Annotated in this window: 27 protein-coding genes; 11 read left to right on the top strand and 16 right to left on the bottom strand. The window is 40.9% G+C overall.

Features of this window, described 5'->3' with window-relative positions:
- Window positions 1–6 precede the first annotated feature (6 nt).
- The 5 genes from AC1MCB_RS06330 (at window position 7) to AC1MCB_RS06310 (ending at window position 2,552) form a co-directional block, all read left to right on the top strand.
- On the top strand, window positions 7–975 hold the full coding sequence (locus tag AC1MCB_RS06330) for a glycoside hydrolase family 43 protein (RefSeq protein ID WP_479967896.1): 969 nt from the start codon (window positions 7–9) through the stop codon (window positions 973–975).
- Between the two features lie 165 nt (window positions 976–1,140).
- Window positions 1,141–1,524 carry a hypothetical protein gene (locus AC1MCB_RS06325; protein WP_479967895.1) on the top strand — a complete coding sequence of 128 codons (384 nt, stop codon included), beginning with the start codon at window positions 1,141–1,143 and terminating at the stop codon, window positions 1,522–1,524.
- Between the two features lie 51 nt (window positions 1,525–1,575).
- Window positions 1,576–1,764, top strand: coding sequence for a hypothetical protein (locus tag AC1MCB_RS06320; RefSeq protein ID WP_479967894.1), 189 nt, complete (start codon window positions 1,576–1,578; stop codon window positions 1,762–1,764).
- 7 nt (window positions 1,765–1,771) lie between these two features.
- Window positions 1,772–2,353 (top strand): NAD(P)-dependent alcohol dehydrogenase, encoded by a 582-nt coding sequence (locus AC1MCB_RS06315; RefSeq protein WP_479967893.1) that lies wholly within the window; start codon window positions 1,772–1,774, stop codon window positions 2,351–2,353.
- Window positions 2,346–2,552, top strand: coding sequence for a zinc-binding dehydrogenase (locus AC1MCB_RS06310; RefSeq protein ID WP_479967892.1), 207 nt, complete (start codon window positions 2,346–2,348; stop codon window positions 2,550–2,552). The genes AC1MCB_RS06315 and AC1MCB_RS06310 overlap by 8 nt, the downstream gene beginning before the upstream one ends.
- Before the next feature lie 39 nt (window positions 2,553–2,591).
- On the opposite strand, the gene AC1MCB_RS06305 is transcribed toward AC1MCB_RS06310, so the two are convergent.
- On the bottom strand, window positions 2,592–3,458 hold the full coding sequence (locus AC1MCB_RS06305; RefSeq protein ID WP_479967891.1) for a lysophospholipid acyltransferase family protein: 867 nt from the start codon (window positions 3,456–3,458) through the stop codon (window positions 2,592–2,594).
- Between the two features lie 367 nt (window positions 3,459–3,825).
- Here AC1MCB_RS06305 and AC1MCB_RS06300 point away from each other — a divergent pair, with 367 nt between their 5' ends.
- A complete protein-coding gene (locus AC1MCB_RS06300) occupies window positions 3,826–4,026 on the top strand; it encodes a hypothetical protein (RefSeq protein ID WP_479967890.1) in 201 nt (66 codons plus the stop codon).
- Between the two features lie 198 nt (window positions 4,027–4,224).
- On the opposite strand, the gene AC1MCB_RS06295 is transcribed toward AC1MCB_RS06300, so the two are convergent.
- Entirely contained in the window at window positions 4,225–4,383 is a 159-nt protein-coding gene (locus AC1MCB_RS06295; RefSeq protein ID WP_479967889.1) for a hypothetical protein, read from the bottom strand.
- Window positions 4,384–4,952: 569 nt separating this feature from the next.
- On the opposite strand from AC1MCB_RS06295, the gene AC1MCB_RS06290 reads away from it, so the two are divergent.
- The 4 genes from AC1MCB_RS06290 (at window position 4,953) to AC1MCB_RS06275 (ending at window position 10,009) form a co-directional block, all read left to right on the top strand.
- Window positions 4,953–5,615 (top strand): NADPH-dependent FMN reductase, encoded by a 663-nt coding sequence (locus tag AC1MCB_RS06290; RefSeq protein WP_479967888.1) that lies wholly within the window; start codon window positions 4,953–4,955, stop codon window positions 5,613–5,615.
- Window positions 5,616–6,010: 395 nt separating this feature from the next.
- On the top strand, window positions 6,011–6,766 hold the full coding sequence (locus AC1MCB_RS06285) for a hypothetical protein (RefSeq protein WP_479967887.1): 756 nt from the start codon (window positions 6,011–6,013) through the stop codon (window positions 6,764–6,766).
- Window positions 6,763–9,249, top strand: a complete 2,487-nt coding sequence (locus tag AC1MCB_RS06280) for a PAS domain S-box protein (RefSeq protein WP_479967886.1) — start codon at window positions 6,763–6,765, stop codon at window positions 9,247–9,249. Before AC1MCB_RS06285 ends, AC1MCB_RS06280 begins: the two co-directional genes overlap by 4 nt.
- Window positions 9,250–9,400: 151 nt before the next feature.
- Window positions 9,401–10,009 (top strand): DUF7010 family protein, encoded by a 609-nt coding sequence (locus AC1MCB_RS06275; protein WP_479967885.1) that lies wholly within the window; start codon window positions 9,401–9,403, stop codon window positions 10,007–10,009.
- Window positions 10,010–10,077: 68 nt separating this feature from the next.
- On the opposite strand, the gene AC1MCB_RS06270 is transcribed toward AC1MCB_RS06275, so the two are convergent.
- The 3 genes from AC1MCB_RS06270 to AC1MCB_RS06260 all read right to left on the bottom strand — a co-directional run bounded on the left by AC1MCB_RS06270 (window position 10,078) and on the right by AC1MCB_RS06260 (window position 12,532).
- On the bottom strand, window positions 10,078–10,605 hold the full coding sequence (locus AC1MCB_RS06270) for a YciE/YciF ferroxidase family protein (protein ID WP_479967884.1): 528 nt from the start codon (window positions 10,603–10,605) through the stop codon (window positions 10,078–10,080).
- Between the two features lie 193 nt (window positions 10,606–10,798).
- Complete coding sequence (locus AC1MCB_RS06265) at window positions 10,799–11,482, bottom strand: DUF4386 domain-containing protein (RefSeq protein ID WP_479967883.1); 684 nt, start codon at window positions 11,480–11,482, stop codon at window positions 10,799–10,801.
- Between the two features lie 432 nt (window positions 11,483–11,914).
- Complete coding sequence (locus AC1MCB_RS06260; RefSeq protein ID WP_479967882.1) at window positions 11,915–12,532, bottom strand: outer membrane beta-barrel protein; 618 nt, start codon at window positions 12,530–12,532, stop codon at window positions 11,915–11,917.
- A gap of 306 nt (window positions 12,533–12,838) precedes the next feature.
- On the opposite strand from AC1MCB_RS06260, the gene AC1MCB_RS06255 reads away from it, so the two are divergent.
- Window positions 12,839–13,438 (top strand): TetR/AcrR family transcriptional regulator, encoded by a 600-nt coding sequence (locus tag AC1MCB_RS06255; RefSeq protein WP_479967881.1) that lies wholly within the window; start codon window positions 12,839–12,841, stop codon window positions 13,436–13,438.
- Between the two features lie 18 nt (window positions 13,439–13,456).
- Here AC1MCB_RS06255 and AC1MCB_RS06250 read toward each other — a convergent pair whose 3' ends face one another.
- From AC1MCB_RS06250 to spt, 11 genes are all read right to left on the bottom strand, one after another.
- Window positions 13,457–14,287, bottom strand: coding sequence for a universal stress protein (locus AC1MCB_RS06250; RefSeq protein ID WP_479967880.1), 831 nt, complete (start codon window positions 14,285–14,287; stop codon window positions 13,457–13,459).
- The gene (locus AC1MCB_RS06245) at window positions 14,288–15,310 is read right to left on the bottom strand and encodes an MsnO8 family LLM class oxidoreductase (protein WP_479967879.1); all 1,023 of its coding nucleotides are present in this window, start codon (window positions 15,308–15,310) and stop codon (window positions 14,288–14,290) included. It lies immediately after the preceding gene.
- Between the two features lie 2 nt (window positions 15,311–15,312).
- Window positions 15,313–15,789, bottom strand: a complete 477-nt coding sequence (locus AC1MCB_RS06240) for a hypothetical protein (protein ID WP_479967878.1) — start codon at window positions 15,787–15,789, stop codon at window positions 15,313–15,315.
- 179 nt (window positions 15,790–15,968) lie between these two features.
- Window positions 15,969–16,907, bottom strand: coding sequence for a phosphatase PAP2 family protein (locus AC1MCB_RS06235; protein ID WP_479967877.1), 939 nt, complete (start codon window positions 16,905–16,907; stop codon window positions 15,969–15,971).
- Between the two features lies 1 nt (window position 16,908).
- On the bottom strand, window positions 16,909–17,529 hold the full coding sequence (locus AC1MCB_RS06230) for a sterol desaturase family protein (RefSeq protein ID WP_479967876.1): 621 nt from the start codon (window positions 17,527–17,529) through the stop codon (window positions 16,909–16,911).
- 143 nt (window positions 17,530–17,672) lie between these two features.
- On the bottom strand, window positions 17,673–18,497 hold the full coding sequence (locus tag AC1MCB_RS06225) for a CDP-alcohol phosphatidyltransferase family protein (protein WP_479967875.1): 825 nt from the start codon (window positions 18,495–18,497) through the stop codon (window positions 17,673–17,675).
- A gap of 284 nt (window positions 18,498–18,781) precedes the next feature.
- A complete protein-coding gene (locus AC1MCB_RS06220) occupies window positions 18,782–19,240 on the bottom strand; it encodes a phosphatidylglycerophosphatase A family protein (protein ID WP_479967874.1) in 459 nt (152 codons plus the stop codon).
- The gene (locus tag AC1MCB_RS06215; protein ID WP_479967873.1) at window positions 19,240–20,565 is read right to left on the bottom strand and encodes an inositol-3-phosphate synthase; all 1,326 of its coding nucleotides are present in this window, start codon (window positions 20,563–20,565) and stop codon (window positions 19,240–19,242) included. Before AC1MCB_RS06215 ends, AC1MCB_RS06220 begins: the two co-directional genes overlap by 1 nt.
- 21 nt (window positions 20,566–20,586) lie before the next feature.
- Entirely contained in the window at window positions 20,587–21,573 is a 987-nt protein-coding gene (locus tag AC1MCB_RS06210; RefSeq protein WP_479967872.1) for an NAD-dependent epimerase/dehydratase family protein, read from the bottom strand.
- Complete coding sequence (locus tag AC1MCB_RS06205) at window positions 21,570–22,691, bottom strand: hypothetical protein (RefSeq protein WP_479967871.1); 1,122 nt, start codon at window positions 22,689–22,691, stop codon at window positions 21,570–21,572. Before AC1MCB_RS06205 ends, AC1MCB_RS06210 begins: the two co-directional genes overlap by 4 nt.
- Window positions 22,688–23,893 (bottom strand): serine palmitoyltransferase, encoded by a 1,206-nt coding sequence (spt, locus tag AC1MCB_RS06200; protein ID WP_479967870.1) that lies wholly within the window; start codon window positions 23,891–23,893, stop codon window positions 22,688–22,690. Before spt ends, AC1MCB_RS06205 begins: the two co-directional genes overlap by 4 nt.
- Between the last annotated feature and the right edge of the window lie 524 nt (window positions 23,894–24,417).

Genomic DNA, 24,417 nt, shown 5'->3' with positions numbered 1-24,417 from the left:
AAGAAGTTGAAATTAGCATTCAGTATTATTTTATGTGCTGTGCTCGGCAGCTGTCTGGTGCAAAGGCCGGTAAAATCAGGGAATCCTGTCTTTGCGGGCTGGTATGCCGATCCGGAAGGAGTGATTTTTGGCAACAAATATTTTATTTATCCTACCTACTCAGCGCCATATGAGCAACAGGTATTTCTTGACGCGTTTTCCTCTGACAACCTGGTGAACTGGCAGAAACATAGCCGGATCTTAGACACTGCGTCAATTAAGTGGGCGAAGAAAGCCATCTGGGCGCCCTCCATTACTGAAAAAGATGGCCGTTATTTTCTGTTTTTTGGAGCGAATGATATTCAAAGTAACCAGGAGATCGGTGGAATAGGGGTGGCGGTTTCAGATAAGCCAGAAGGTCCTTTTAAAGATCACCTGGGTAAGCCGTTAATTGGCAAGTTCCATAACGGCGCTCAGCCTATTGATCAATTTGTATTTAAAGACACCGACGGCCGCTATTATCTAATTTATGGCGGCTGGAAGCATTGTAATATAGCCATGCTCAATGAGGATTTTACTGGTTTTGTACCATTTCCCGACGGCTCTGTATTTAAAGAGATTACACCCGATCAATATGTGGAAGGGCCATTAATGTTTGTGAGAAACGGGAAATACTATTTTATGTGGTCAGAAGGTGGCTGGACTGGTCCGGATTATTCGGTAGCCTACGCAATTGCTGATTCGCCCTTTGGCCCTTTCAAAAGAGCTGATAAGATTTTGAGACAAGATATTGCCGTTGCTACCGGTGCTGGACATCATTCGATAATACAGCATCCGAAAAAAGACCTGTGGTATTTGGTCTATCACCGCCGACCTCTGGGTGAAACAGACCGAAATCGCCGGGTGACCTGTATTGATGAAATGAAATTCAGAGGGGATTCCATCCTTCCTGTCAAGATCACGTTTGAGGGAGTTAGGAGAGCAAAGTTAGATTGATTACAGTATGATACTCTAAAAGGATCATCTCTGTGCAATGTCAAACTTAGGTTACAGGACTAATCGTCCGAAGAATTCGGCATTTAGAGCACCGGGCTGGATTAGATGAAGTTTGGCCCCAAAGGGGGGTAATGCAAATAGATTTAATAGTTTTTACAGGGTCACATGGAATATATTTCAAGTCATGCCATAAAAATCATACTCGGCTTACAATTTATAATAATTTTATTTCATACGTTGATGCTGGTGAAGGTTGTTCCGTATCACATTGCCTGGGGCGGGCGGCTAAAAAGCGATTCCCAGATGTACATTTTTGAAATTGTTTCCATCGGGATCAACTTGTTTCTATCATGGGTGCTATTACTTAAAGCTAATATTTTAACAAATGGGTTATCTGATAACGCTGTAACCTGGACACTGTGGGTATTTCTGCTGTTGTTTATTGCTAACACAGTTGGGAACTTGTTTGCCAAAACGCTTCTTGAGAAATATTTTTCTTTGTTGACCTTAATCCTAGCAGCATTAATCTACTTAATCTTGCAATCATAAGAAAGTACTTACCTTAAGTTGTCGAAGTCTATACCTAAGGTTTAAAATAATATGATGAAAGCTGCCATTCGTAGAAAATACGGTTCGTTCGATACACTTGCAATTGACGACGTGCCTATACCTATGCCTATGGGTAACGAGGTACTGATTAAGGTATATGCCAGTACAGTCAACCGAGCTGACTGTGCCATACTAACCGGCAAACCGTACATAATGAGATTATTTACCGGTGTTTTTTAACCCAAAATTGGCAACTACAGGGACAGATTTCGCCGGTATAATTGTCGATGTTGGTAGAAGCGTGAAAAACTTTAAGCGGTCTGACAAAGTTTGGGGATTTAATGACCTGGGCTCAAGTTCACATGCAGAATATATGGTCTTTTCAGAAGATAGGCCGTTAACACTAATCCCCAATAACGTTTCTTACGAACAAGCAGCTGCAATTATTGAAGGTGGCCACTATGCCTATAATTTCATCAATAAAATAAACTTAAAGGAGGGCAATAAAGTTCTCCTCAATGGTGCAACAGTAGCCATAGGTTCAGCGCTTCTTCAAATGCTAAAATATTCTAACCTCGATGTTACTGCGGTGTGCAGTACTAAAGATATGGAGTTGATACGGGAATTAGGAGCTAATAAGGTAGACGATTATAAGCGAGAAGATTTTACAAAAGATAATGAAAAATATGATTTTGTTTTTGATGCTGTAGGCAAAAGCAATTTTTCCAAATGCAAGCCTCTGCTCAAACAGAGTGGTGTATATATCTCATCCGAACTGGGTCCCATGATACAAAATTCAGTACTAGCTTATAACGAAAGTAGTGGGTGAGAAGAAAGTGATATTTCCAGTTCCTTCTGAAATTAAATCCAGTATTCAATTTTTCGGAAAGCTAATAGATAATGGAAGTTTCAAACCACTTATAGATAGACAATATCCGCTGGAACAAATCAGGGACGCCTATAAGTATGTAGCATCCGGAGAAAAAGTTGGAAATGTGGTGATCACTATGGAAAAAGATTTTAACTAATGCTGTCACTGGAAAATGGAAAGGAGACCTTTTCATAAATTAAATACTGTATTTCCACCTTCTGTGCGACCAGAGCCAGAGTTCTGGTTTTTTCCGGATTATTTCCTCTAGCTTCCTGGTATGGCACTCAGTGATGTGCTTTTCAGGATGAAGCTGCGGCTCCTCAATTAGAGTTTCAAACGTACAATCATAATATCCACGTCTTGGTCGATCGATGTGGCAATAGACCACAGGATCATTAGTCATCTTTGCCAGTTTTTCCACACCCAGGAAAACAGGAGTTTTCTGGTTTAAAAACTGGATAAAGTATGTTATTTCTGACTTTGCCGGTGTTTGATCGCTCACTAAAACTGCAACATAAGATGCGTTTCTACTCTCCGACATCTTCCTTAATATACTTCGCATTGGAACTAAAACTGCGTGAAATTTTGCCCGCATTTTATTGACCATGCCTTCAATGCGCTTATCCTTAATGGGTTTGTAAACAATAAACACAGGTGTTTTGATATGGATGGACAAAATCAGTATACCCCACTCAAAATTTCCGTAATGGCCTGTGACAGCTATAATTGATCTGTTGTCATTTAAATGCTTTTGAATCTCTTCAATATTGTTTATTCGAAACCTTGCTCTGATTGTGTCCTCGGAAATAGTGAGCATTTTAACAGACTCAAGAATATGGTCGCATAGGAATTTGTAAAACTTTTTCGCAATAGCTTCAATTTCATTTCTCGATTTTCCAGGGAAGGATCTGGTTAGGTTTTCGTAAACCACCTTTTTTCTGTATTTAAATACATAGTAGAAAAAGATATATAGGATATCTGAAAGAAGGTAAATAATCGAGAAAGGCAAAATGGAAATAAGATATAGCAATCCCTTGAGGATGAAGAATAATACCTTTCTCATAGTAGCTAAGTTTGGTTAGCTTATACCGGTTTATTAAATGTTTAGAAAGTTGTAGGCGTAAGTAAGGCAGATAGTAGGATAACCGCGAAGTGTTTATTCTGTTTTGAATTAAAGGGCAGTCACACTTCTTAGCCCAATCTTTAACAAAAATCATTTTAGTGCAGCTCGAGTGTATTAGTAATTTGTTACAGTCATCTTCAGCTGCAAAAGTTTTAAGACACAGTTAATTCCTTGATAACAGCAAGATATTTCAAAATTACCATAACCTATACGATTATTCATTAAGTATTACATAATGTGGGATAACTTTAACTTAATAAATATCTTTAAGAGACTATATAAATTCCGAGTTCTAAAGTGAGCACAAATGAAAAGCTTGAAAAAAATAACTAATAAGGCTGAATATGTTGAAGCATTGAGCAGTGTTCTTAATACTTATAAGGCATTCCCGGGTACATCTGAGTATCAGGAACGGGAATCTTTACTAAGGCTAATTAAAGAATATGAAGATCAGAAGTTAAACAATTCGACTTGGGATTTCTCAAACTCAAAGAAATCCATAATTTGAATTAGTTCCTGGTAGGTATGGGAAGTTGGGCACTGGTTATTTGTTTTCAGACCTCCATCTGTCGGAGAAAGTGACTAAAGGTAGCGGATGCATACTAAAATTCCGTTAAAGAATTTATCATAATGCATCAATTGTTATAGGCAATTAGTTGCGATCTGCAAGATGAGTTAAGCCAATAAATTACTCCCTGAAACCCATCTAAATTTTTTCTTCTTTATGGTGATCGGTGCCTAGTTCGGTTTTTTTTATCTTTTCCTCCAGTTCCCTTTGATCCCTGAAGTTTTTACGGATAATAAAGATCACAAGCAGGATTGCCAAGATCACGACAACTGAGATGATTGCGATATTTAGTTCCATGATGTTAAATATTAGCGCAGGAAAGGACCTTTTCTAAGTTAAATGGTCTGTGTGAATTTAATATTATGATTACGTAATCAATTTATTAACGAACAATGCTGACTTTCGAACTAACGGGGTCAACTGAGCAGGGCTGAATCGCCTGAAGGTAATAGATGAATCACAATATTACAAGGAGTAGATCTTCGAATACTACGACCTGCAGATTATTGATTTTAATTATCTCATCATGTTCAGCAAAAAGTTAATATAAAGATAACCTTTATGGATTGTAAAACACCGCCAGCAGGGATACCTTTGATTTTCATTTCTATTATGATTGATTGGTTGGTTGGTTAAGCTTTAGCACCCTGTGGTAGGGGTGCTTTTTTTTGTTTACGCCACGGGCATAATAATTAGTGATAAGAATTGTGGGCTTTCCTCCGACTAGGCTAGGGAAGTTTCAAACGATATCATCCTTCTTTACCTATATCTTGCTATTATAATTACAACACTACTTAAACACTTCGCCGTTTTTTAGCTTTATATTGACAGGGAAACACAAACACCCTGGTCATAAAAAAGATCAAATGGAAGAGCAACAAAAAAACAATGAACGAGGCCAAACAAGTACTCTTGTTTTTTCCGCATCTTTAAGAAGTGATTCATTGAACACAAAATTAGCAAAATTGGCTGCCCTTATCATTGAGAGGAATGGTGGCAGGGTGGATTTTGCAAGTATGAATGACTTTGATTGTCCTTCTTTCAATCAGGATCTGGAAAAAGACAGCTATCACCCGAAAGGTGCCGAAGCGTTTCGTGAGCGTCTTTTGGCAAATGATGCGTTTGTGATTGCATCGCCAGAGTATAACGGCTCCATGCCCGGGTTTCTGAAAAATGTGATTGACTGGGTTTCACGTTTTCGTCCCCAACCTTTCAATGAGCGTCACGGCTTAATAATGTCTGCATCCCCTTCTATGGCTGGCGGTAACAGGGGGTTATGGTCGTTGAGAGTTCCCTTTGAGCATCTTGGTGCAAGAGTTTATCCGAACATGTTTTCATTAGCTGTGGCCCATGAGTCTTTTGACGACAAGGGCATTCTCAAGGATGACACATTGTCAAAAAGGTTTGAAGACAACCTTATCGGATTCTTGAACCTTGTGGAAGCATCCAAGCACTATCCTTGTATGAAAAAGGCATGGGTGGAATTTCTGGGAGAGAAACCAACTCAGGAAACGGATCGGAGTGAATAAATCAAATAACTGCACCATTTTATGTAACTTCCTGTGACTGTTAGCAATCGACCAGGTTTTCTTACTATTGATATTGCCCTTCTATCTTTAAACGCTGGGATTGAGTAGGGCGGGGGTTCAGCTATCCAGCCGCTTGATTTTTCGGGCTCTTCAAAGAAGGGCATCTCTGGTAATCTAATAGAATAATTGTTCAAAACATTACAAAAGTCTATCCGTCAACGCAAGTCCTGTATATTTAACGATAATATTGAAACTTTAGCAGGCCAGTTTCGTATTCCCGCCCGGGGATATTTATATATATGTTTTTTCGTAGGCTAAGTGGGGAGGGGTTTAAGCTACCTGTTTTTATCGGTTTTTTGACATCGGGTACTGGCTTTATGTTGCTGTCGGTTTATTTGACAAAGTACACAGATCTACTTAATATCATTCCGGGGTTGCTGCAACTTGACGTTTATGCACCATTTAGTTTTGTCTTGCTAGGTGTATGGATACTTCTATATAACCAAACTAGCAGGGTAAAATCTCTCTTTTCTCTTCTTTTAAAAGTAATAACTGTAATCATTCTTTTAACGGTCGCTGTTGGATGCAGAAATCTGATAAGCAGCTATTTGACGATTGATGATCTTTTTGCCAGTGACGGTTTTCGTACAAACCCTTTTATATTCATCAATCTATTACTGGCTTGCTTCGGTCTTCTTGCAAGAGCCTTTTTTAAAAGCACCTATTTTTTCCAGGTATTAATTATTCTTTCAATTTGTTTAGGTGTTATCTATTTTGAAGGCTACCTTTTGCATCAATTATTAGTAACAGATACAGGCACCAACTACCTTTCATTGTTATTAAATTTCGTTTTTCTGCTGGCTGCATCCTGTCTGCTGCTTTTTTCCCGTAAGGAAGGTTTTTTGAAGTTTTTCGAAACTGAAAATAGTGGCGCGGCTATTAAAAAAGTTCTTTTACTGATTGTTTTGATCCCTTTTGTTGCTGGATATTTAAGATTGAAAGGGCAACAACTAGGATACTATGATCAGGAGGACGGGGTAGTAGTAATGGTTGCCGGTTTTATAATTTTTCTAACCGTTCAATTGTTATACAGTTCATTTCAGCTCAATAAGATTAACGAAAGCCGGGATATCATTAAGAATGACCTGTGATCAGAAAAGGAAAAGAACTTGAGCAGTCTCAATTCCTGCTGGAAGAGAGCAACACATTGGCGCGTGTGGGAGGCTGGGAAGTATTTATACCCTCCATGAAGATAACTTTGACTAAGGAAGGGTTGCTGTTATTAGGTCTGGAAGATATTCGTGAAATATCCTTTGAAGAGACTATCAAATATTTTAACCCTAAGTCGCAGGATGCTATAATTAGTCACTTTCACCTGGCGTTAACAAACAAAGAACGCTATGAGTTAGAAGTTGAGCTGCTTCGACCAGGTCTTAATAGCTGGGTAAGAATAATTGGACAGCCAATTACAGATACTGACGGAAATGTTACCAGTATTAGGGGGATGATACAGGATATAAACGAATCGAAGCGGAAAGAATTAATCCTGCAGGAATCACTGGAAGCCATTAAAATAGCCCGGCGGGAGGTAGCTCAAAAAGAAGAACTTTATCAGACTCTGGCTGAACAGGGACTCGATTTGTTGGCCCTTATAGACCACGAAGGCACGTTCACGATGGTGAGCAATAACTTTTACAGGATACTAGGATATAAAAGTCAAGAACTCGTCGGTACTAGTGGCTTTGACCTGTTGCATCCAGATGATGTCAGTGACTTAGAGCAGGTACTTTTGGACGTTATTGTTAAGAAAACTGACCAAAGTGCGGAGTTTCGTATAAAAAATGCAACGGGAGAGTGGATTTGGATGGAAGGCCAGGCATCTAATCACATAGAAAATCCGAACATTGGAGCAGTTGCTATTAGCATGCGTGATATTACTTTACGGGTGAAAAGAGATAAGGAACTTAGAAGAAGCCGAAGACAGTATAAAACCTTGTTTGATAACAATCCTGATCTTGTTTATTATGAAGATGATGAGGGATTGATCCTCCAAATCAACACAGCAGGAGCAGATCTGTTAAATAAATCTGCAGATCAGATTATCAACAGTCATCGTTCAGCCGATCTAAGCCTGGACTATGATTTTTCAACCGAAAGTCTGCTTCAGAAGGAACCGGTTAAGTTTGAACGCCGCATAGGGAAAAACGGTCATAGCCTGCTTTTAGATGTAACCAAAATACCGGTGATTGTAGATAGGAAGGTCATTGGAGTGCATACTATCGCGAAAGATATTACCCGGCAGCGCTCATTCCTTGAAACTATTCAATCGCAGGCAGAGGACCTACAATCTTTAAATGAAGAATTGCTGTCGCAGTCTGAGGAATTGCAGAAGCAATCAGATAAGGTCTATGTGATCAATGAAGAACTGCAAAAGCAAAAAGAACAAGCCTATCTGGCACAAACACTGGCTGAGGTGGCAGAAAGAAAAGCCAAAGAAGCTAATAAGGCGAAAAGTATTTTTTTAGCGACGATGAGCCATGAGATCAGAACACCAATGAACGGTGTGATTGGAATGTCATCGCTTTTAAATGAAACACCGCTTAATGACGAACAACAGGGATACGTAAAGATGATCACATCGAGTGGTGAAGCTTTGTTGTCCGTAATCAATGATATTCTGGATTTTTCTAAGATTGAGTCCGGAAATATGGAGATCGAAGAAAATGATTTTGACCTAAGATCCTGTGTTGATGATGCTGTAAACTTGTTTACAGGAATGGCTTCCGAGAAATGTATATCATTAAAGTATGAGATAGACCGGCGGGTACCCGACATGCTAAAGGGTGATAATCTCCGTATTCGTCAGATCCTTATTAACCTGATCAATAACTCGTTGAAGTTTACCGAAAAGGGTGAAATCGTTCTGAACGTAGGATTTAAAGAACTCTCCGGAGGGGAATTCAATCTTTTATTTACCGTGAAGGATACGGGAATTGGAATCCCTTTAGAGAAGTTACCAAGGTTATTTCATCCCTTTATCCAGGTGGATGCCTCAACGACCCGGAAATACGGTGGATCTGGCTTGGGCCTCGCTATTTGCGACCGCCTGGTTCAACTGATGGGTGGTGAAATGGATGTGGAAAGCGAGGCCGGTTTGGGAAGTACCTTTACCTTCACAATACCAAGCAGAAGTGCCGATGCATGTAAAGACATTCAGGTTCAGAAGAAGGAAAATTACGTCTTTTCAGAACTATTTGCATCTGACTTTCCTTTACGGATCCTTCTGGCTGAAGACAATCTGATCAATCAGAAGCTTGCAATTCGGATATTGAACAAACTTGGTTATAATCCAGACTTAGCTAATAATGGTCGTGAGGCTCTGGAAATGTCTTCTGCACATCCCTACGATTTAATTCTTATGGATCTCCTGATGCCAGAGATGGATGGTTTAGAAGCCACCCGCCAGATTAGAAGCCAATTGCGAGAGCAGCCGAGAATTGTAGCCATGACAGCCAGTGCTTATAAGGAAGACAGGGAAGAATGTTTTATTGCGGGTATGGATGATTATATCAGCAAGCCTTTTCAAATTGAAGATTTTAAATCCATTCTTAGAGAAGCGTCCGAAAGTAGATAGCAGGAGTCGGGTTGTAAAGAGTTAGCTCATTTGACTCCTTGCCGGAAGTGCGTCGCCGTTTGTATCTGTTAGCTTAGCTCTAAATTACAATATGAATGGCGGCAGATTAACTGAAGCTGTAACTAAACACAGTTCCAGTGTTCTAACAAGCATGAATAAGGAAAAAATCTACCGCCAATCACCAGCGAATAAAATTGCCGAAGAAGTTGATATGTTGAATATAAAACATGCACAACTCAATATGCGTGTCGGTTATTTAAATGGTTTTACCGGTGTTATGGTGTCGGGAGTAGTTTGGCTTATTGCTGGAATCGTAGCCCTTTATTTTTCACCAATGCAGGCTATGTGGACATTGCTTGTTAGTGGTGCTTTCATTCATCCTATTGCCATCCTGGTCAACAAAGCTTTCGGTGCCTGTGGTTCCCATGCACCAAACAATCCTTTAGGCCAGCTTGCAATGGAAGGCACAATATTCATGATTATGTGCATGCCCTTAGCCTATGCCTTGTCATTGCAAAAAGTAGAATGGTTTTTTCAAGGCATGCTGTTAATCATCGGAGGCCGGTACCTAACCTTTGCTACGCTATTTGGTGCGCGAACTTACTGGGTATTAGGGATAGTGCTGGGAGTTACTGCATATCTGTTATTCAAATTAGATGCACAACCTCATATTTCCATATTAACTGCTTCGGCAATTGAGATTAGCTTTGGTCTGTTTATGCTTATGAAATTACGCAATGCAGGCTCCAATCCTAAATAATCCGAAATCGATCTATCTACTTCCCGTATAACCAAATCCGGAAATTCAATTTTTGAAATTAAAGCTATTCAATCATTCGGCAACATGCCAATCTCCTTTGCCCTGATATTAATCTCATGTTCGGCTAACTGCGACAGGCGATCGTCAATCTGTTTTTCATTAACTTCTGCTTCATGAAAAATTGCTGCATGTTTCTCCATTCCCAGCGTGTGGGCAAATGCTGCTGCAGTGCCAAATGCACTGATCTTGAAATGATTAATAGCTTGAATACTCGCAAGCAGGCAGGCATCTTTAACATCCGGTTCGCCACAAATCGAAAGCTTTTCTTCCGCTTCTTCTATAAAAGTCTGCATTATCCTGTTGTTCAGACTTAGTGAACTAAACTTTTCTTCTTCGAAAAACTCTTCCATTTTTCGAATATGTTGTTGTAATAAATCTCTGTACTTCTGCAAAACAGCTTTTAACTTCAGAGAACTTGCCTTGTTAATCCATCCAGGAATGGTTTTCAACAATTGAATTTCCGCACTGGTAAACTTACTTGCATCATAATCAAGCAGGTCGTGCAAACTTTTTAGAGTTGGGATATTATCTTCCATGACGTTCTTGTTTATTTACAAATTTACTGAGTATAATATTTACTGTGAACAGTTGGCCGGTAAAAAATTTTACAATATGCACTACGCCAGGCTGTTCGGAGTGGTGGTTGGATGTTCTGGGAACCACCCACGGTCAGTAATTGATGTTACGTCAGCGATAGTTCGCTTAACTTTCAGATTTCACGTCGTCTTTCTATTTTAAAAAGTTAATGCCAAGTAAGATGAGCCATATCAACCAGAGGGTGCTTCCAATGAACCCTGCTAAATCAAGAACAGGAAAATCGTGAATTACTGTAGCCAACAATTCTGCCTGGCCAGCAAATAAATAAAAAAGCTGCATATCCCATAAGGCAAGCCATTTAGGGATGACATTTATTTTAGAAAGAGCGGATGCAATGAAAACGGTCCAGATAATGGTAAACAACTGCCCAAGGTGTTCGCCTAAAAGTACCCCGCCAAACTGATGAACGGCCTTAAAAGTAATTTTAACTGCCTCCCGGGTGGCTGCATTATTCGTACTAATGAAATCTCTGGCGAGAACGGGCACCACAAATACCCAGCGCAAAAGGCCGATTATTTGCAGCACAACAGAGATAATCCCGAAATTAGTAATCCACTTTGTATAGGGTAATTGCCTTTCTACTTTTTGCCCAATCATGGCATACGCCATAAGCAAAGGAACACCAGGCATGGGAAAGGCAAGCCAGGTGAATATGAGTGACGAACCGCCTTGATGAAACCGGGTCAGGATAACTCCAGTTTCCTGCCGGAGAATGTCAGGATAACTAAATATGACTGTTAAGATGGTGTAAGGGAGAAAAACGCCGACCGCGCCCAGAATGAGCATAAGGCTAATAGTTTTATCATTTCTCATCATCGCTTATTTATTTAATCGAATCACTAATCAATCACGTGTTAGTTGGTATTTGAAACCTTTCTTTTAGCGGCCAGCGTTGCCTCGCCACCTTCGGCTATGAATGCATTCTTCACCTTATAATGGCTTAGCAGGTTCTGGAGATGAAATAGATGTATAAAAGAATTACAGGCTTCTTTGATGAAAACCTGCAGATAAAACGATGACGTGAAGAGTCTTAAATGTAATGAGCTTAAAGCGACTAAGTATAAGCCTGCATGTCCATTAAATTATTTGCTCATACAGTTTTTTGATTATTCAAAAACGAATAATGGGTCAATCTTCCACGGTCAGACAGACAACAATGTAGATTTATTTGCTCCGAAAGAATTTCGATAATTAAAGTCACAAAAAAAGGCGCCTGTTGAGGCGCCTTTCGAATAAAGGTATCAGTTATTAGAAATGGAACTGTAACCCGATTTTAGGGGTAAAGAAGCTGGTTCCAACACTAAAGTCTTCGCGGCCTGCACCTGCAATGTCATTATCGTTTGCATCTTCAACGCTATAATTGTTGTAAGAGGCTCCATGGAAAGCGAATTCAATACCAATCTCTTTAGTCGGGAAGTAAGCAAATCCTGGTGACAAAGCCACGCCAATTGAGGTAGAAGTACCTGCTTTTGCTCCTGAATCGCCGTTGGCATCAGTAGCTTTCACGGTGCCAAAGGCCATTGGTATTGAAGCCTGCCCGAAGAACTTAAATTGTTCACTTAAATTTACATAGTACCGTCCGAAGGGACTGACGACGATCGCTTCGTTCTGACCAGCAGGGCTGGCAGTTCCCACTTTAGAGTAATTGTATCCCAAGCCGGTACCCAGGGCAAAGTTATCAGCCACAAAGTAGCCCAGGTTAGGTACCAAACTTAGATTCTGATCAGCTTTGGCTCCATCGGCATCTGATTTAGTGGATTGGTAGGAGGCTGTTCCGCCTAACAGGAATTTCCCTTTCTCGGTTTGAGCACTCGCGCTGAAAAGAATAGCACATACAGCGGTTACGGATAATATTAGTTTTTTCATGATTTTGTGTTTTTTGTTTTCTATTTAATTTATGTCTTTCGACTGTGATACAAATATAGTCCAATATTCTGAAGTAGTCAAGTGATTACTACCTTTACAAACCCGGCCCGTTTCTAAGTGCCTGACTTATTGCTTGTATGATCCTTTTCTGACGATAAGGTTGCATGTAATTGACAATAGGGGCGTTTTAGCCCTATTTGAAGCGAGTGCACAATGTCGAAACACATTTCTGGATAACCTATGCAAGCCTGGTAAGCCTAATTGGAATAATTTTCGTATATTAGACTAAATTATTAGATCAGTCGAATGAGTGAGTTAATTGAAAGGGATGAAAAAGTAGTCCGAGAGATCCTTGAGGCGGCCAAGCGTCTGTTCTCGCAATACGGTTTGAAAAAGACTACCATGGAAGATGTAGGCAAGGCTACAGGCAAAGGAAAGAGCACACTTTATTATTACTTCCCGGGTAAAACGGAGTTGTTTGAAGCCGTTGTAAATGATGAGTTAAAGCGGCTGATCCAAGCGATTCGTCAGGCAATAAACGCTGAAAGCACTTCTAAAGGAAAACTTAAAGCCTTTCTGATGGTTCGCTTAAAACTTCGTGAGAAGGTTCAAAATCTGGGAGAGGTTGTTTATAATGATATCTTCAATAACTACGCGGAGATCTGCCGCATCAAGGTACAGTTTGAAAATGTGCAGGTGGACTTCATCAAGGAGATAGTTGCCGGAGGAGTCCAGAGTGGTGAATTTAAAGACCTTTGCGATGAAGAGATTTCCTTTTATAGCATCTGGACTACCGCCGCCTTCAGCGGCCTTCAATTACCTTCCAGTACTTCAGCTTGCCTGACGGCCAGTGAGAAATCGTGTGATCGCATTGTTGACTTTATCCTCTATGGGATAGGCAGATAATTTTTCTAACAACAAGAGCTATTTCTTCTCTGCCTTAAAAGGTATCGATAGAAGCGGTACTTTATTGTTTGATGCCATTACCCTGGTTTTACTGCGGTGCAAAAGAGAATCAAGGAACCCATACTTATGGGGAACCATTATTAAAAGGTCTATACTACTTTTAAGGACTTCAGCTTCAATTTCATTGATCACCTCTCCTGATTGAACGTTCTTGTAATAATGAGGAACCTCTTCCAATGCTTCGTCAATTGAATTCGCATAAGGAATTTCTGCTTCCTCGTCTGCCAATCGCGCCACATGCTTGCCTACATGGAAGATTTCAACCTCTGCCTGCAATACTTTCGCAATTTCTCTGATCATATCCAATATAGGTTTCTCCTGCAATTCATCACAAGCATACAGGATCCGGTCTATACCCTTGAAGGTCGACCCGATCGGTATAGCCAGAACCGGATATTTCAACTTCATCATTAACGAGGTGGTGGTATTGCCAAAAAGATCCTGATCAATGGACTTTGCGGCCATACCCATAATAACTATTGAACCATTATGTTTCTCAATCAGATCTTCTACTCCTTCATTCAGATCCAATAAACCAGACTCGTACTCAACTTCAATAAGATAAGTCTGAGCTAGTTTAAGGGCCCGGGCTTCGAGGATCTCTCTGTTCCTAACAACCATCTCCTGAAAAGCAGAAGCGGGCAGCAAGGAATTGGTAGCATGGACCGGAATGGTGAATGAATTAAATAAAATTACTTTTCTCTTCATCTGCTGCGCGAGGGCACCGGCATACTCTATCGCATTTTCTGCCTCTTTAGAAAAATCAGTCGTAACAATTAGAGTCTTCATCTATGTGGTTTCAATTTTAAATGCCGCAGCGAGTAATTCATAAGAACGCAAACGTGCTTCCTGGTCCATGATCATATCTTGAATCATGATCTCGTCAACAGCAAAATCTTGAGCAATTTGCTCAAACTGTTCCCGTATACTCTCGGGCGTTCCACCGATAAACTTAGGCAATATACCGGATTCAGGAATGTACTTTTCTAGTTTTGGTAAGCCGCCCAGCTCTTCAACTGCTTGGTCAGCGGCAGGTATTGGGTCATCAAGTTTGCCAAGAGACAGGTTTTTATACATTACATGAACAGGCGCTAGCTGACGACGGACTTCTTCCTCTGTGTCTGCACAAACGGCGTGGATGGCAAGAATAACCTCCGGTTTCTGGATGCCGCTGCATGTTTGAGATTGCTTAAAACTATTCCTGTAGGATTCAATGATCTGGTAAGCTCCGCGTTGGTTGATAAAGCCTGCAGCCACATAACGCAATCCAAGTTCAGCAGCTGCAGAAGCGCTCCAGGGACTTGAACCTAACAAATGTAGTTGCGGCTTAGAGTCGATAGTGTGCAGTGGAGACTGATAGAAGGGGTGGGTAGCAGGAAAACTGTTATCCAGCCACGCTACCAACTCTGCTATTTGCTGATTTGAATCGCTGTTAAACTGTTTGCTTCTGTCTTGTTGTAAAGCAAAATCAGTTACCGGACCGGTGGTTGCCCGTCCGGCGCCTAAATCTATCCGTCCCGGATAAAGCTCGTTCAAAGTGCAAAACACTTCGGCAACTTTGAAAGAGCTGTAGTGGTTAAGTAATACTGAGCCTGATCCAACACGAATGCTTGAAGTATTGGCAGCAATAGCAGCAATCAGGACTTCCGGTGCTCTGCCTGCAATAAAACCTGCTCCGTGGTGTTCAGCCAGCCAAATCCGGTTGTAACCTAAGACTTCTGCATGTTTGGCAAGCTCAATGCTGTGCATTAGTGCATCATGCCTCGTTTCTCCCGGTAAAACTGTTGATATATCTACAATGGATAATTTCATTTTCAAAGGGAACTAGACGACTGCTTGACGGATAAAAACAAGAGGTTCTTATCATTAAATTCTTGCAATTCCTCACGGCGGATACCGGCATTTAATACTTCTGAAATAAGTCTGCTCTCGAAACGGTTGATAAGAGCAAATATCGGTTTAAGAAGATCGATGGGAACGTGCGGCTGATTACTGATTTTGTCGGTAAGTTTGTGATAACGGACAAGAAATCTGGCCTGCATTTTTTTAAGCCTTGCACGTAATGCATCCAGGGATTTCAGCTGCAGGGCGGAGTGTGGAATGGCACCCTGCAACTTCTCGAAGATGTATCCCACAATAATTGAAAAGTTCGACATCTTCTCGGCGAAATAATTGTGCAGACTTTGCTTAGTAAGAACCGGATTGGAGATATTTTCGGGAGAGCGCCTGATTACCGGAAATTTAAAGGATAGCCTTGCTATTCTTTTGATCTTGTTTTCATCTTTTCTCATGCTGATAGATTTAACGTTTTAACAATTAACGAAAATAATCTATAAGGCTTATCTCTTTGGTGAAAGATGACCGAACAGCGATTTTTGATCGCTGAAGCAGATTTATCTAACACCAGGAGGGAAGGTCCTTTGGAATCTTGATAGTTAGAAAAGAGTGGTTGCACACACTCACAAAACGTTTAACTGATTACCCGAAGCATGGCATTAATAAACGAATTCACCGGTGCCCGATCCTTAAGCCATTTAAATAACCAGATGCCGATGATTGCACAAATAACGCCGGCAAGTACGTCAAGTACGTAGTGGTGACTTGAATAAACGGCCGCAAACCAGATCCCAAGCATAACCATAGTGAAGAATATGCTGCCGATTCTTAATCTGCATTTTATGCCATAGTAAAGCACAATCAAAGGATAACTGGAATGCAGTGAAGGCATGGCGGCGAAAACATTTGAACTCTTACTATATATTGAATGGAAAACCGGTATGTTGATATACTGATCGAATCGGCCAAGTCCCCCGGTATTCCCCCGAGTAGCGGCCTGGAATTCAAAACCGTAAACCTGGATGTACCACGGTGGTGCTGCAGGGTAGAAGTAATAGATGATAAAGCCGAGGAAATTGACCAGGACAAACGTGAGGGAAAAGAATAGGAAGATTTTTTTAGCCCTAAAAAACAGCCAGGCGGCGAAGGCCAGGGGTACCGGGATCCAAAATAAATAGAATATTCCGCTAAGAATATCTAAAAACGTATTCGCGTGAATTTTCAAATACTCGTTTGGAGTAATGATAAGCCCGTGGGACGAAATGCCAAAAAAACTCTTTTCAAGATTATACAAGCCACCGATGCTTACCGGATTAAACAGGTAGTTGGGGAAAGCTTTCATGTAATCAAAAAGGATCCAATAAACTATAAAAATGGAAAAGCCGAGGATAAACTTCCTGCTAACGGCTGAAGCGTAATAAAGTGTGTTAAAGATCAGGATCAAAACAACCTGGTCTGTCTTAAAGCCAACCAGGAAGGCTGAGAGCAGCAGGTAGATCACAGAGACACTTAAAGTGGTGAAAATATCTTTCTTAGTAAAAAGCCCTTTGGATAGGGGTATAGCATTATTCATGTTACTTCTTCGGAAAATCGGATCGGAATATTTTGTCCCAAAAGGATAAACTGACTCCATATCCTTTTGTTGCATCAGAATAGTGATGCAGCATATGGTGCTGTTTCAGTTTACGCATAAAGGAGTTTTTAAAATTTGCATGATGCAAAGCGTAGTGTGTCATGTCATAAGCCAGATAGCCGCCAATAAAGCCTGGGAAGAAAGCAAAAATCACTCCCTGCGGCAGCAACCATTCGAACAGCATGTAGAACCCCAGGGCTAGCGGTATGCTTGCAGAGGGCGGCATTACCAGCCTGTGGGCATCGTTGGGATAATCATGATGCACTCCGTGAAAAATGAAATGTATCTTCTTGCCCCAGTCAGACGAAGCTTCAAAATGAAAGACAAAACGGTGGAGCATATATTCTGTAAAAGTCCAGATAAACAAGCCAGCCAGTAGCCAACCGAAAAAAGTGAGTGCATTCATCTGCACTGATGCAAAGGCTTTCCAGATCAAATATGAAATTAGAGGAATATATACAATCAAGGGTACGAAATAGGGAACTTTAGACAAACTATCCAGAAGATCACTTTTAAACATTCTCACCGAGTCGGAAGAGTTAGAGATAAAATTCTTTTTCATAACCAGGAAGTTATTAATTCAAAAATTCAATCTTATTTCTCTGTTTAATCTGTTAACGAGCGTATCGTCAATTTAATAGTGTATACAATCTTATTAGTTCTCAAATATTAAAATTAATCGTCAAAACTCCGAAGAGCAATTAGTTAGGCACCAGCTTCATAAAGCTGAAAAGCACTTATAAAAGATGTGAGAAGAAAAACAAGTGCAATTGTCATTACCGGAACTTTGCCTGAGGTGATTTTCTTTTCCTCAAGTTCCTGTTTCTCTAAACCTTTCTTTGCATCCAATAAACGATTGATTGCGGTGATATTGGTCATTACTGCCATAATGGTTATCGGAATGGTGAAAATTGACATTGTTTCAAAGACATGAAAGGGGATACCTGGGATAAACAGCTTGTAATCGCTGCCCATGTAATAACCGGCAACGCCGCAAGCAATACCAAACACCCCGATGGTAACTATTCGTTCAGGTCTTTGCATAAGTCCTCCTTTACATTCTATTCCCAGGCCTTCGGCTCTTGCACGGGTGTAACTGACCATCATAGATCCGATCAAAGCAATAAAGGCGAAAAGCGAGCTTAAGAAATAGTGATGAGCAATCAGGTAATAGCAGATTCCTAAAAACAGGATCAATTCGCTGTAACGGTCTAAAACGGAATCATAAAGCGCTCCAAACCTTGAACTCATATTTCCGAGACGCGCTACCTGGCCGTCCAGCATATCAAAAACTCCAGCGAACAATACCAGTGCACCTGCCCAGCCTACATATGATAAGTCACCACGATTTGTTCGCTCTGCAGCTAGAATGAATATGAGCGCTACGCCAATATTTAAGAGAAGTCCGATAGTGGTAACCATGTTGGGTGTTAACCCAAGTTTGATTAATCCTCTGACAAAGGGATTTAGTATTTTATAAATACCCTTTTGAAGGGCATCCCTTATAATCGAGAATTTAGATACTTCCATAGATTGTTAAGTTAATTCAAATTTTAAGCGTTTCACCAGGCATTGAAGTATATCAAATCGCGAATTGAGCTGATATTAAAAACCGGATAAATATCACCCGCAAAAATCAGACTCAAAATTCATGCAGTCTTTTCCAGGGTGAAATCAAATAGTTTTGATATTAAATTTTGCGACTCTGAGTATCTTACTCTTGGCGGCCTCGTGCGAAATTAACGGCCTCCTAAAAATAGTATCATTGTTTAAAATTTACCCATCCTGTTGAAATCTGCAACTTAACATATTGCTCATTTAAAAATAGGTGAAATGATTAACACCTGCAATACGATGTTTGAATAGACCCCGGCAAGTACATCATCAGCCATCACACCCCAGCCACCTGGAAGAGCTTCCAGTTTTTTTATAAACAGTGGCTTTACGATGTCAAAGAAACGGAAAAGCATAAAACCGATAAGTAAATAGGTAAAGGTAACAGGCACAAATAAAAGGGTGATACACATTCCGGCAATCTCGTCTATAACCACGCGATTACTGTCTTTACCCCATAATGCTTCCACTTTTCCGGCAGTCCAAATTCCAAGAATGGTAATCAGAAGAGTGATCCAAATACAGATCGCTGATGGCAGAATAAAACCGGCCTGGAAGAAGTACCACAAAAGACATGCGGCTGCTGCCGAAACAGTACCCGCGCCTTTTCCGATATAACCAATTCCCAGGCCGGTCGAAAAGTATTTATGAAATAACATTACAAGGCATCAACGAAATCCTGGTAATAATCAAGGCCTAAATGAGTGATCAGATCTTCGCCCATCAAATGCCGCAAAGTATTCTGAAGCTTAATAAGTTGTTTAAAGATGTCATGCTCCGGCCGTAAGTCTGGCGCTGTTTGAGGTGACTTAAAGTAAAATGATAGCCACTCCTGAATACCGCTCATCTGCGCTCTCTTGGCGAGGTCCATAAACAGGGCAAGATCCAATACAATGGGTGCTGCAAGAATTGAATCACGGCACAAGAAGTTCACCTTGATCTGCATTTTATAACCCAGCCAGCCGAAAATATCGATGTTATCCCAGCTCTCCTTGTTGTCGCCATGAGGAGGGTAGTAGTTGATCCGGATCTTATGGTACAGATCTCCGTATAGTTCAGGGTTCACATCCGGACGCAAAATGTCTTCCAGCACACCAAGCTTCGATACTTCCTTGGTCTTAAAGTTATCCGGATCGTCTAAAACTAAGCCATCTCTGTTGCCCAGAATGTTAGTCGAAAACCAGCCATTAATTCCCAGCGAACGTGCACTTAGTCCGGGAGCCAGAATGGTCTTCATCAACGTTTGGCCCGTCTTGAAATCTTTACCTGCAATAGGAGTCTGGGTAAGTTTCGATAGCTCAATGAAAGCCGGAATGTCAACGGTAAGATTCGGTGCCCCGTTAGCAAAAGGAACCCCTAATTTCAAAGCCGCATAAGCATAGATCATACTAGGAGCGATATGCGTGTCATTATCTTTCAAGCCCTGCTCGAATGCCGCAACGGTTTCATGAACAGTTGAGGGCTCGAAGTAAATCTCTGTAGATCCACACCAAACCAGTACTACACGAGTGCAATTGTTGTCTTTCTGGAAATTTTTAATGTCTTCCATCACCTCCAGAGCCATGTCCCATTTGGTGGCGCTTTCTTTAATATGTGTAGCAACCAGGTTTTTGCAATATCTTTGATCAAAGGCAGCCTTCATCGGCTTAATTGCTTCCAGTTCCTTACGAACATCTCTCAGCAAGTTTGCGTCAAGAACTTTGGCGTTCATAGCTGCATCAAACACGTTATCTTCGTAAACATCCCAACCTCCAAAAACGATCTGATCGAGACCGGCCAAAGGGACAAAGTCTTTCACTTTTGGAAAGCGGTTTTCCGTTCTTTTTCCCAACCGGATACTCCCCATTTGAGTTAAAGAACCTATAGGTTGTGAAATACCTTTCTTGATTGCTTCAACTCCGGCAATCATGGTTGTCGCAACAGCTCCTAAACCTGGGATCAGAATCCCCAGTTTGCCATCGGCATTTTGAATTTGTTCTCTCATATTTCTAATGTATTACCTTATTTATAACCAGTTATTGTCTTTATACCACTTTACAGTCTCGCTCAACCCTTTTTCGAGAGTATATTGAGGATTATACTTTAAATCCTCTATAATATTTTTGATGTCACAGTTCCAGTTTATCGCGGTTAACTCGGGCATTTTTTCTTTATTTAGAGCCGGGGTCATCTCACTTTTCGAATATATTAAATCCATGGTCATCGCCAACGCATGAACCGCTTTTACCGGAAGATGAAAACTAAATGTTTTCTTATTTAATGCCAGTTTTACTCCTTCGGCCAACGCGTAACGGTTGTATGATTTTCCGTCCGTAACGTTATAACTCTTTCCGGAAATTGCCGAGCTCAGTGATTTAATGATAATTTCTGCCAGGTCTTTAACATAAACGAAGGATAACTGCTGGTCGAACCGGCCGATGTGTGGCTCCCATCCTCTGTTAATGCTCTTGAAGAGAATAAAAATATCTTTTTCACGCGGACCGTATATAGCAGTAGGCCGGAATATTATAAACGACAGGTTCGGTATTTCCTTCAAATACTGTTCAGCCAGCAATTTACTTTCTCCGTACATGGTTACCGGCTTAGCTTGCGAGTCATCTTCAATTTGCACATCCAGGTTTTCCAGAGGCCCCAGTGCAGCCAGGCTGCTAACAAAGACAAATTTCTGCAGACTAATATTGGCTGATGCAGCCGCCCTTGCCAAATTGCGTGTATAGCCCGCATTAACGGTATTGTAGATTTCCGCCGTTTTGGCTTTTGTAATTCCCGCTGCATGGATTATATAATTATAACCCTTCTCTTCAATATCCTTTCTCAGGCTATCTACAGAGCCAAAGTCGACCAGCGCATACTGTATGTTCAAATCTTTAAGATGTTCAATGTCGCTGCTCTTCCGGACTGCGGCGAATACTTCCATTCCCGACTTTAATGCCGCCTGGATTAAATGGTATCCTAAAAACCCGCTGGCTCCAGTGATCAGCACCCTGTTCATATGGCTTTTTCTAAGATCCGGTACTTCCTGTAAGGAATTCCGTTGATGTGTTCAATAGCCTTATTGACAAGGTCATTATGCTCCAGTGTCCATGAAGCCTCAGCATATTCCAGTTTTTTTTCCTGAAAAGCTTTAATAGTTAAACCGTATAAACAAGCTTCAATTCCCATTTTCCGGTAACCGTCTACTACACCCAAAGCCATTATTCGAATTCCCTTAATCTTACGTTTTAAAAGCAAGAGCTTTAGCAATCCAAAAGGAAATAGCCGGCCCCGTTTGATCTTTATCAGAATCTGATTGATATCAGGTATTGACAAAGAAAATCCAACCAGTTTCCCGTCCTGCTCGGCAACCAGGCAAAAATCAGGATCCATCACCAGTTTTAAGTCTTTCGCCAAATAATCGAATTCCTTCTCAGTCATTGGCACAAAACCCAGGTTGCTGTCCCATGCTTTATTATAAACTTCACGAACAGCCTTAACCTCCGTTTTGAAGTTCTTCATATCAATTTTCCGAATGATAATCCGGTTTCTTTTCAAACGCTCCTGAATGGCCGTGGTAAGCTTCAAAGATCTGTCATTATAGGTTCCAGCTGTAAACTTATAAGCCCGCAAATCAACCTTTTTGCCGAAGCCCGCGCTTTCAAGCAGGGGTAGATAGTAAGGCGCGTTATAAGGCATCATCGCTACCGGTGGCCCGTCGAAGCCATCAATCAGCAGGGCGCATATATCATTGGTAGAGAAATTAACCGGACCGATCACGGTGGTCAGCCCTCTTTCACGCAGCCAGTTTTCGGCGGCCTCAACAAGCAGTTTAACAGTTTCCGGGTCGTTTATAGCGTCGAAAAAACCGAAGAAGCCGTCCGTTAAACCGTAAATGCTGTTGTGGTTATTGTTTTGTATGGCCGCAATCCTTCCCACGATTTTGGTGCCCTCATACGCTAAAAACAATTGTAGTTTAGAGTGCTCGTGAAAGGGATGCTTACCGGGCGTCAGCATATCTTGCTGCGCGATAAACAATTCAGGAACATAGTTCGGGTCGTTCTTATACAGCTCATGAGGAAAATCAATAAACAACCCCAAGTCCCTTTTCGAGGTTACTGCTACGATTTTTTTCATGCGCGTGCATTAACTAATTTCACACTTACCTCTTGAAAAGCAGCATGTAATTTTTTTACAGCAATATCTATTTGTTCGAAAGTATGAGTTGCCATTAAAGAAAACCTGATCAGCGACGAATCCGCAGGTACAGCAGGGGATACCACCGGATTAACGAAGATTCCGTTATTCTGCAGGATATTGGTGATCAGAAAGGTTTTATGGTTATCCCTGATATAGATGGGAATGATCGGACTATCAGTAGCGCCAATATCAAACCCTGCATCAAGTAAAAGCTGCTTAGCGTAATTAGTATTAGCCCAAAGCTTATCAATGCGCTCCGGCTCGCCTTCTATAATATCGAGGGCGGCAATAACGCTGGCAACAGCTGAAGGGGGCATACTGGCACTGAACATTAACGACCTTGCCCTGTGCTTGATATATTCGATGGTTTCTGTGGTTCCCGCAATAAAACCACCAAGAGAGGCCAGCGATTTGCTGAAAGTACCCATGATCAGGTCCACATCGTTGGTCAGGTTGAAGTGAGATGCTGTCCCTGAACCATTTAAACCGATCACGCCCAAGCTATGCGCATCATCCATCATTATATTTGCACCAAATTCTTTGGCTATCGTCACCATCTCCGGCAGATTAACCAGATCACCCTCCATACTAAAGATACCGTCGGACACGATCAGCTTTGCCGATTCTTGAGGAAGGCGGCTAAGTTTTCTTCGAAGATCCTCCATATCATTGTGAGCATATTTAATGCTCCTTGAGAACGATAACCTGCTACCATCAATAATTGAGGCATGATCATATTCGTCCAGAATCAGGTAATCATTACGGTCAAGAAGGCAGGAGATTACACCCAAATTAACCTGGAAACCTGTGCTGAATAATACTGCTGCCTCTTTACCGACAAAAGCCGCCAGCCTGTCTTCCAATACAAGGTGAATATCCAGGGTTCCGTTTAAAAACCTCGACCCGGCACAACCTGTTCCATATTTATCAATGGCTGCTTTGGCAGCTTCTTTTATTTTAGGGTGGTTCGTTAATCCCAGATATGAATTCGAACCGAACATCAACACTTTTTTACCGTCTATTATTACTTCGGTGTCCTGGGCTGACTCTATAGAGCGAAAGTAAGGATATAACCCTTTTTCTTTTATCGCAGTTGCGTCTGTAAAAGAGGCAATTCTATCTTGTAATTTTTTATGCATACATTATAGTATTAAATGTTGTATAAAGGAAACGTTCGCGCTCAAGCCTCCTGTTTCGTCCTGTAAGATTCGGTTAGCCGATTTTTCGAAAAAAAGAAGTTAGCATTTTTCTGATTATTCAAAGTTTCAAAAACTGTTTTTCCGGGCAACAGTTTGATAGCCTTAAAATACAAAATTTCATCTGAATAAATTAGTTTTAAGTGACAACGAACTGCAGTCGAACTGGGCTGGGTTGTCAGCAGCCTTTTAGTGAGGGTTTTTAAGGATAGCCGGTTCATAGGTACAAACAGGCATCAGCATTAAAAGGCATAAAAACCCGCCTTTTTAAGGCACAATCAATAAAAGTCCTTCTGCATACATGCAATTCCCCTAAATATTTGATAAGCTGTATTAAAATAATGTTCGCAAATTATCATCAAATTATTAAGTTAACATGAAAATTTTCACTGAACTGAAAAATTTATATACTGAGGCAAACCGACTCCATTCTGAACTGAAAATTGGTAGATACTGCCCTTCTCAAA

The sequence above is a fragment of the Daejeonella sp. AP26 genome (assembly GCF_056680515.1).
This window is presented reverse-complemented; position numbering and strand designations above follow the sequence as displayed.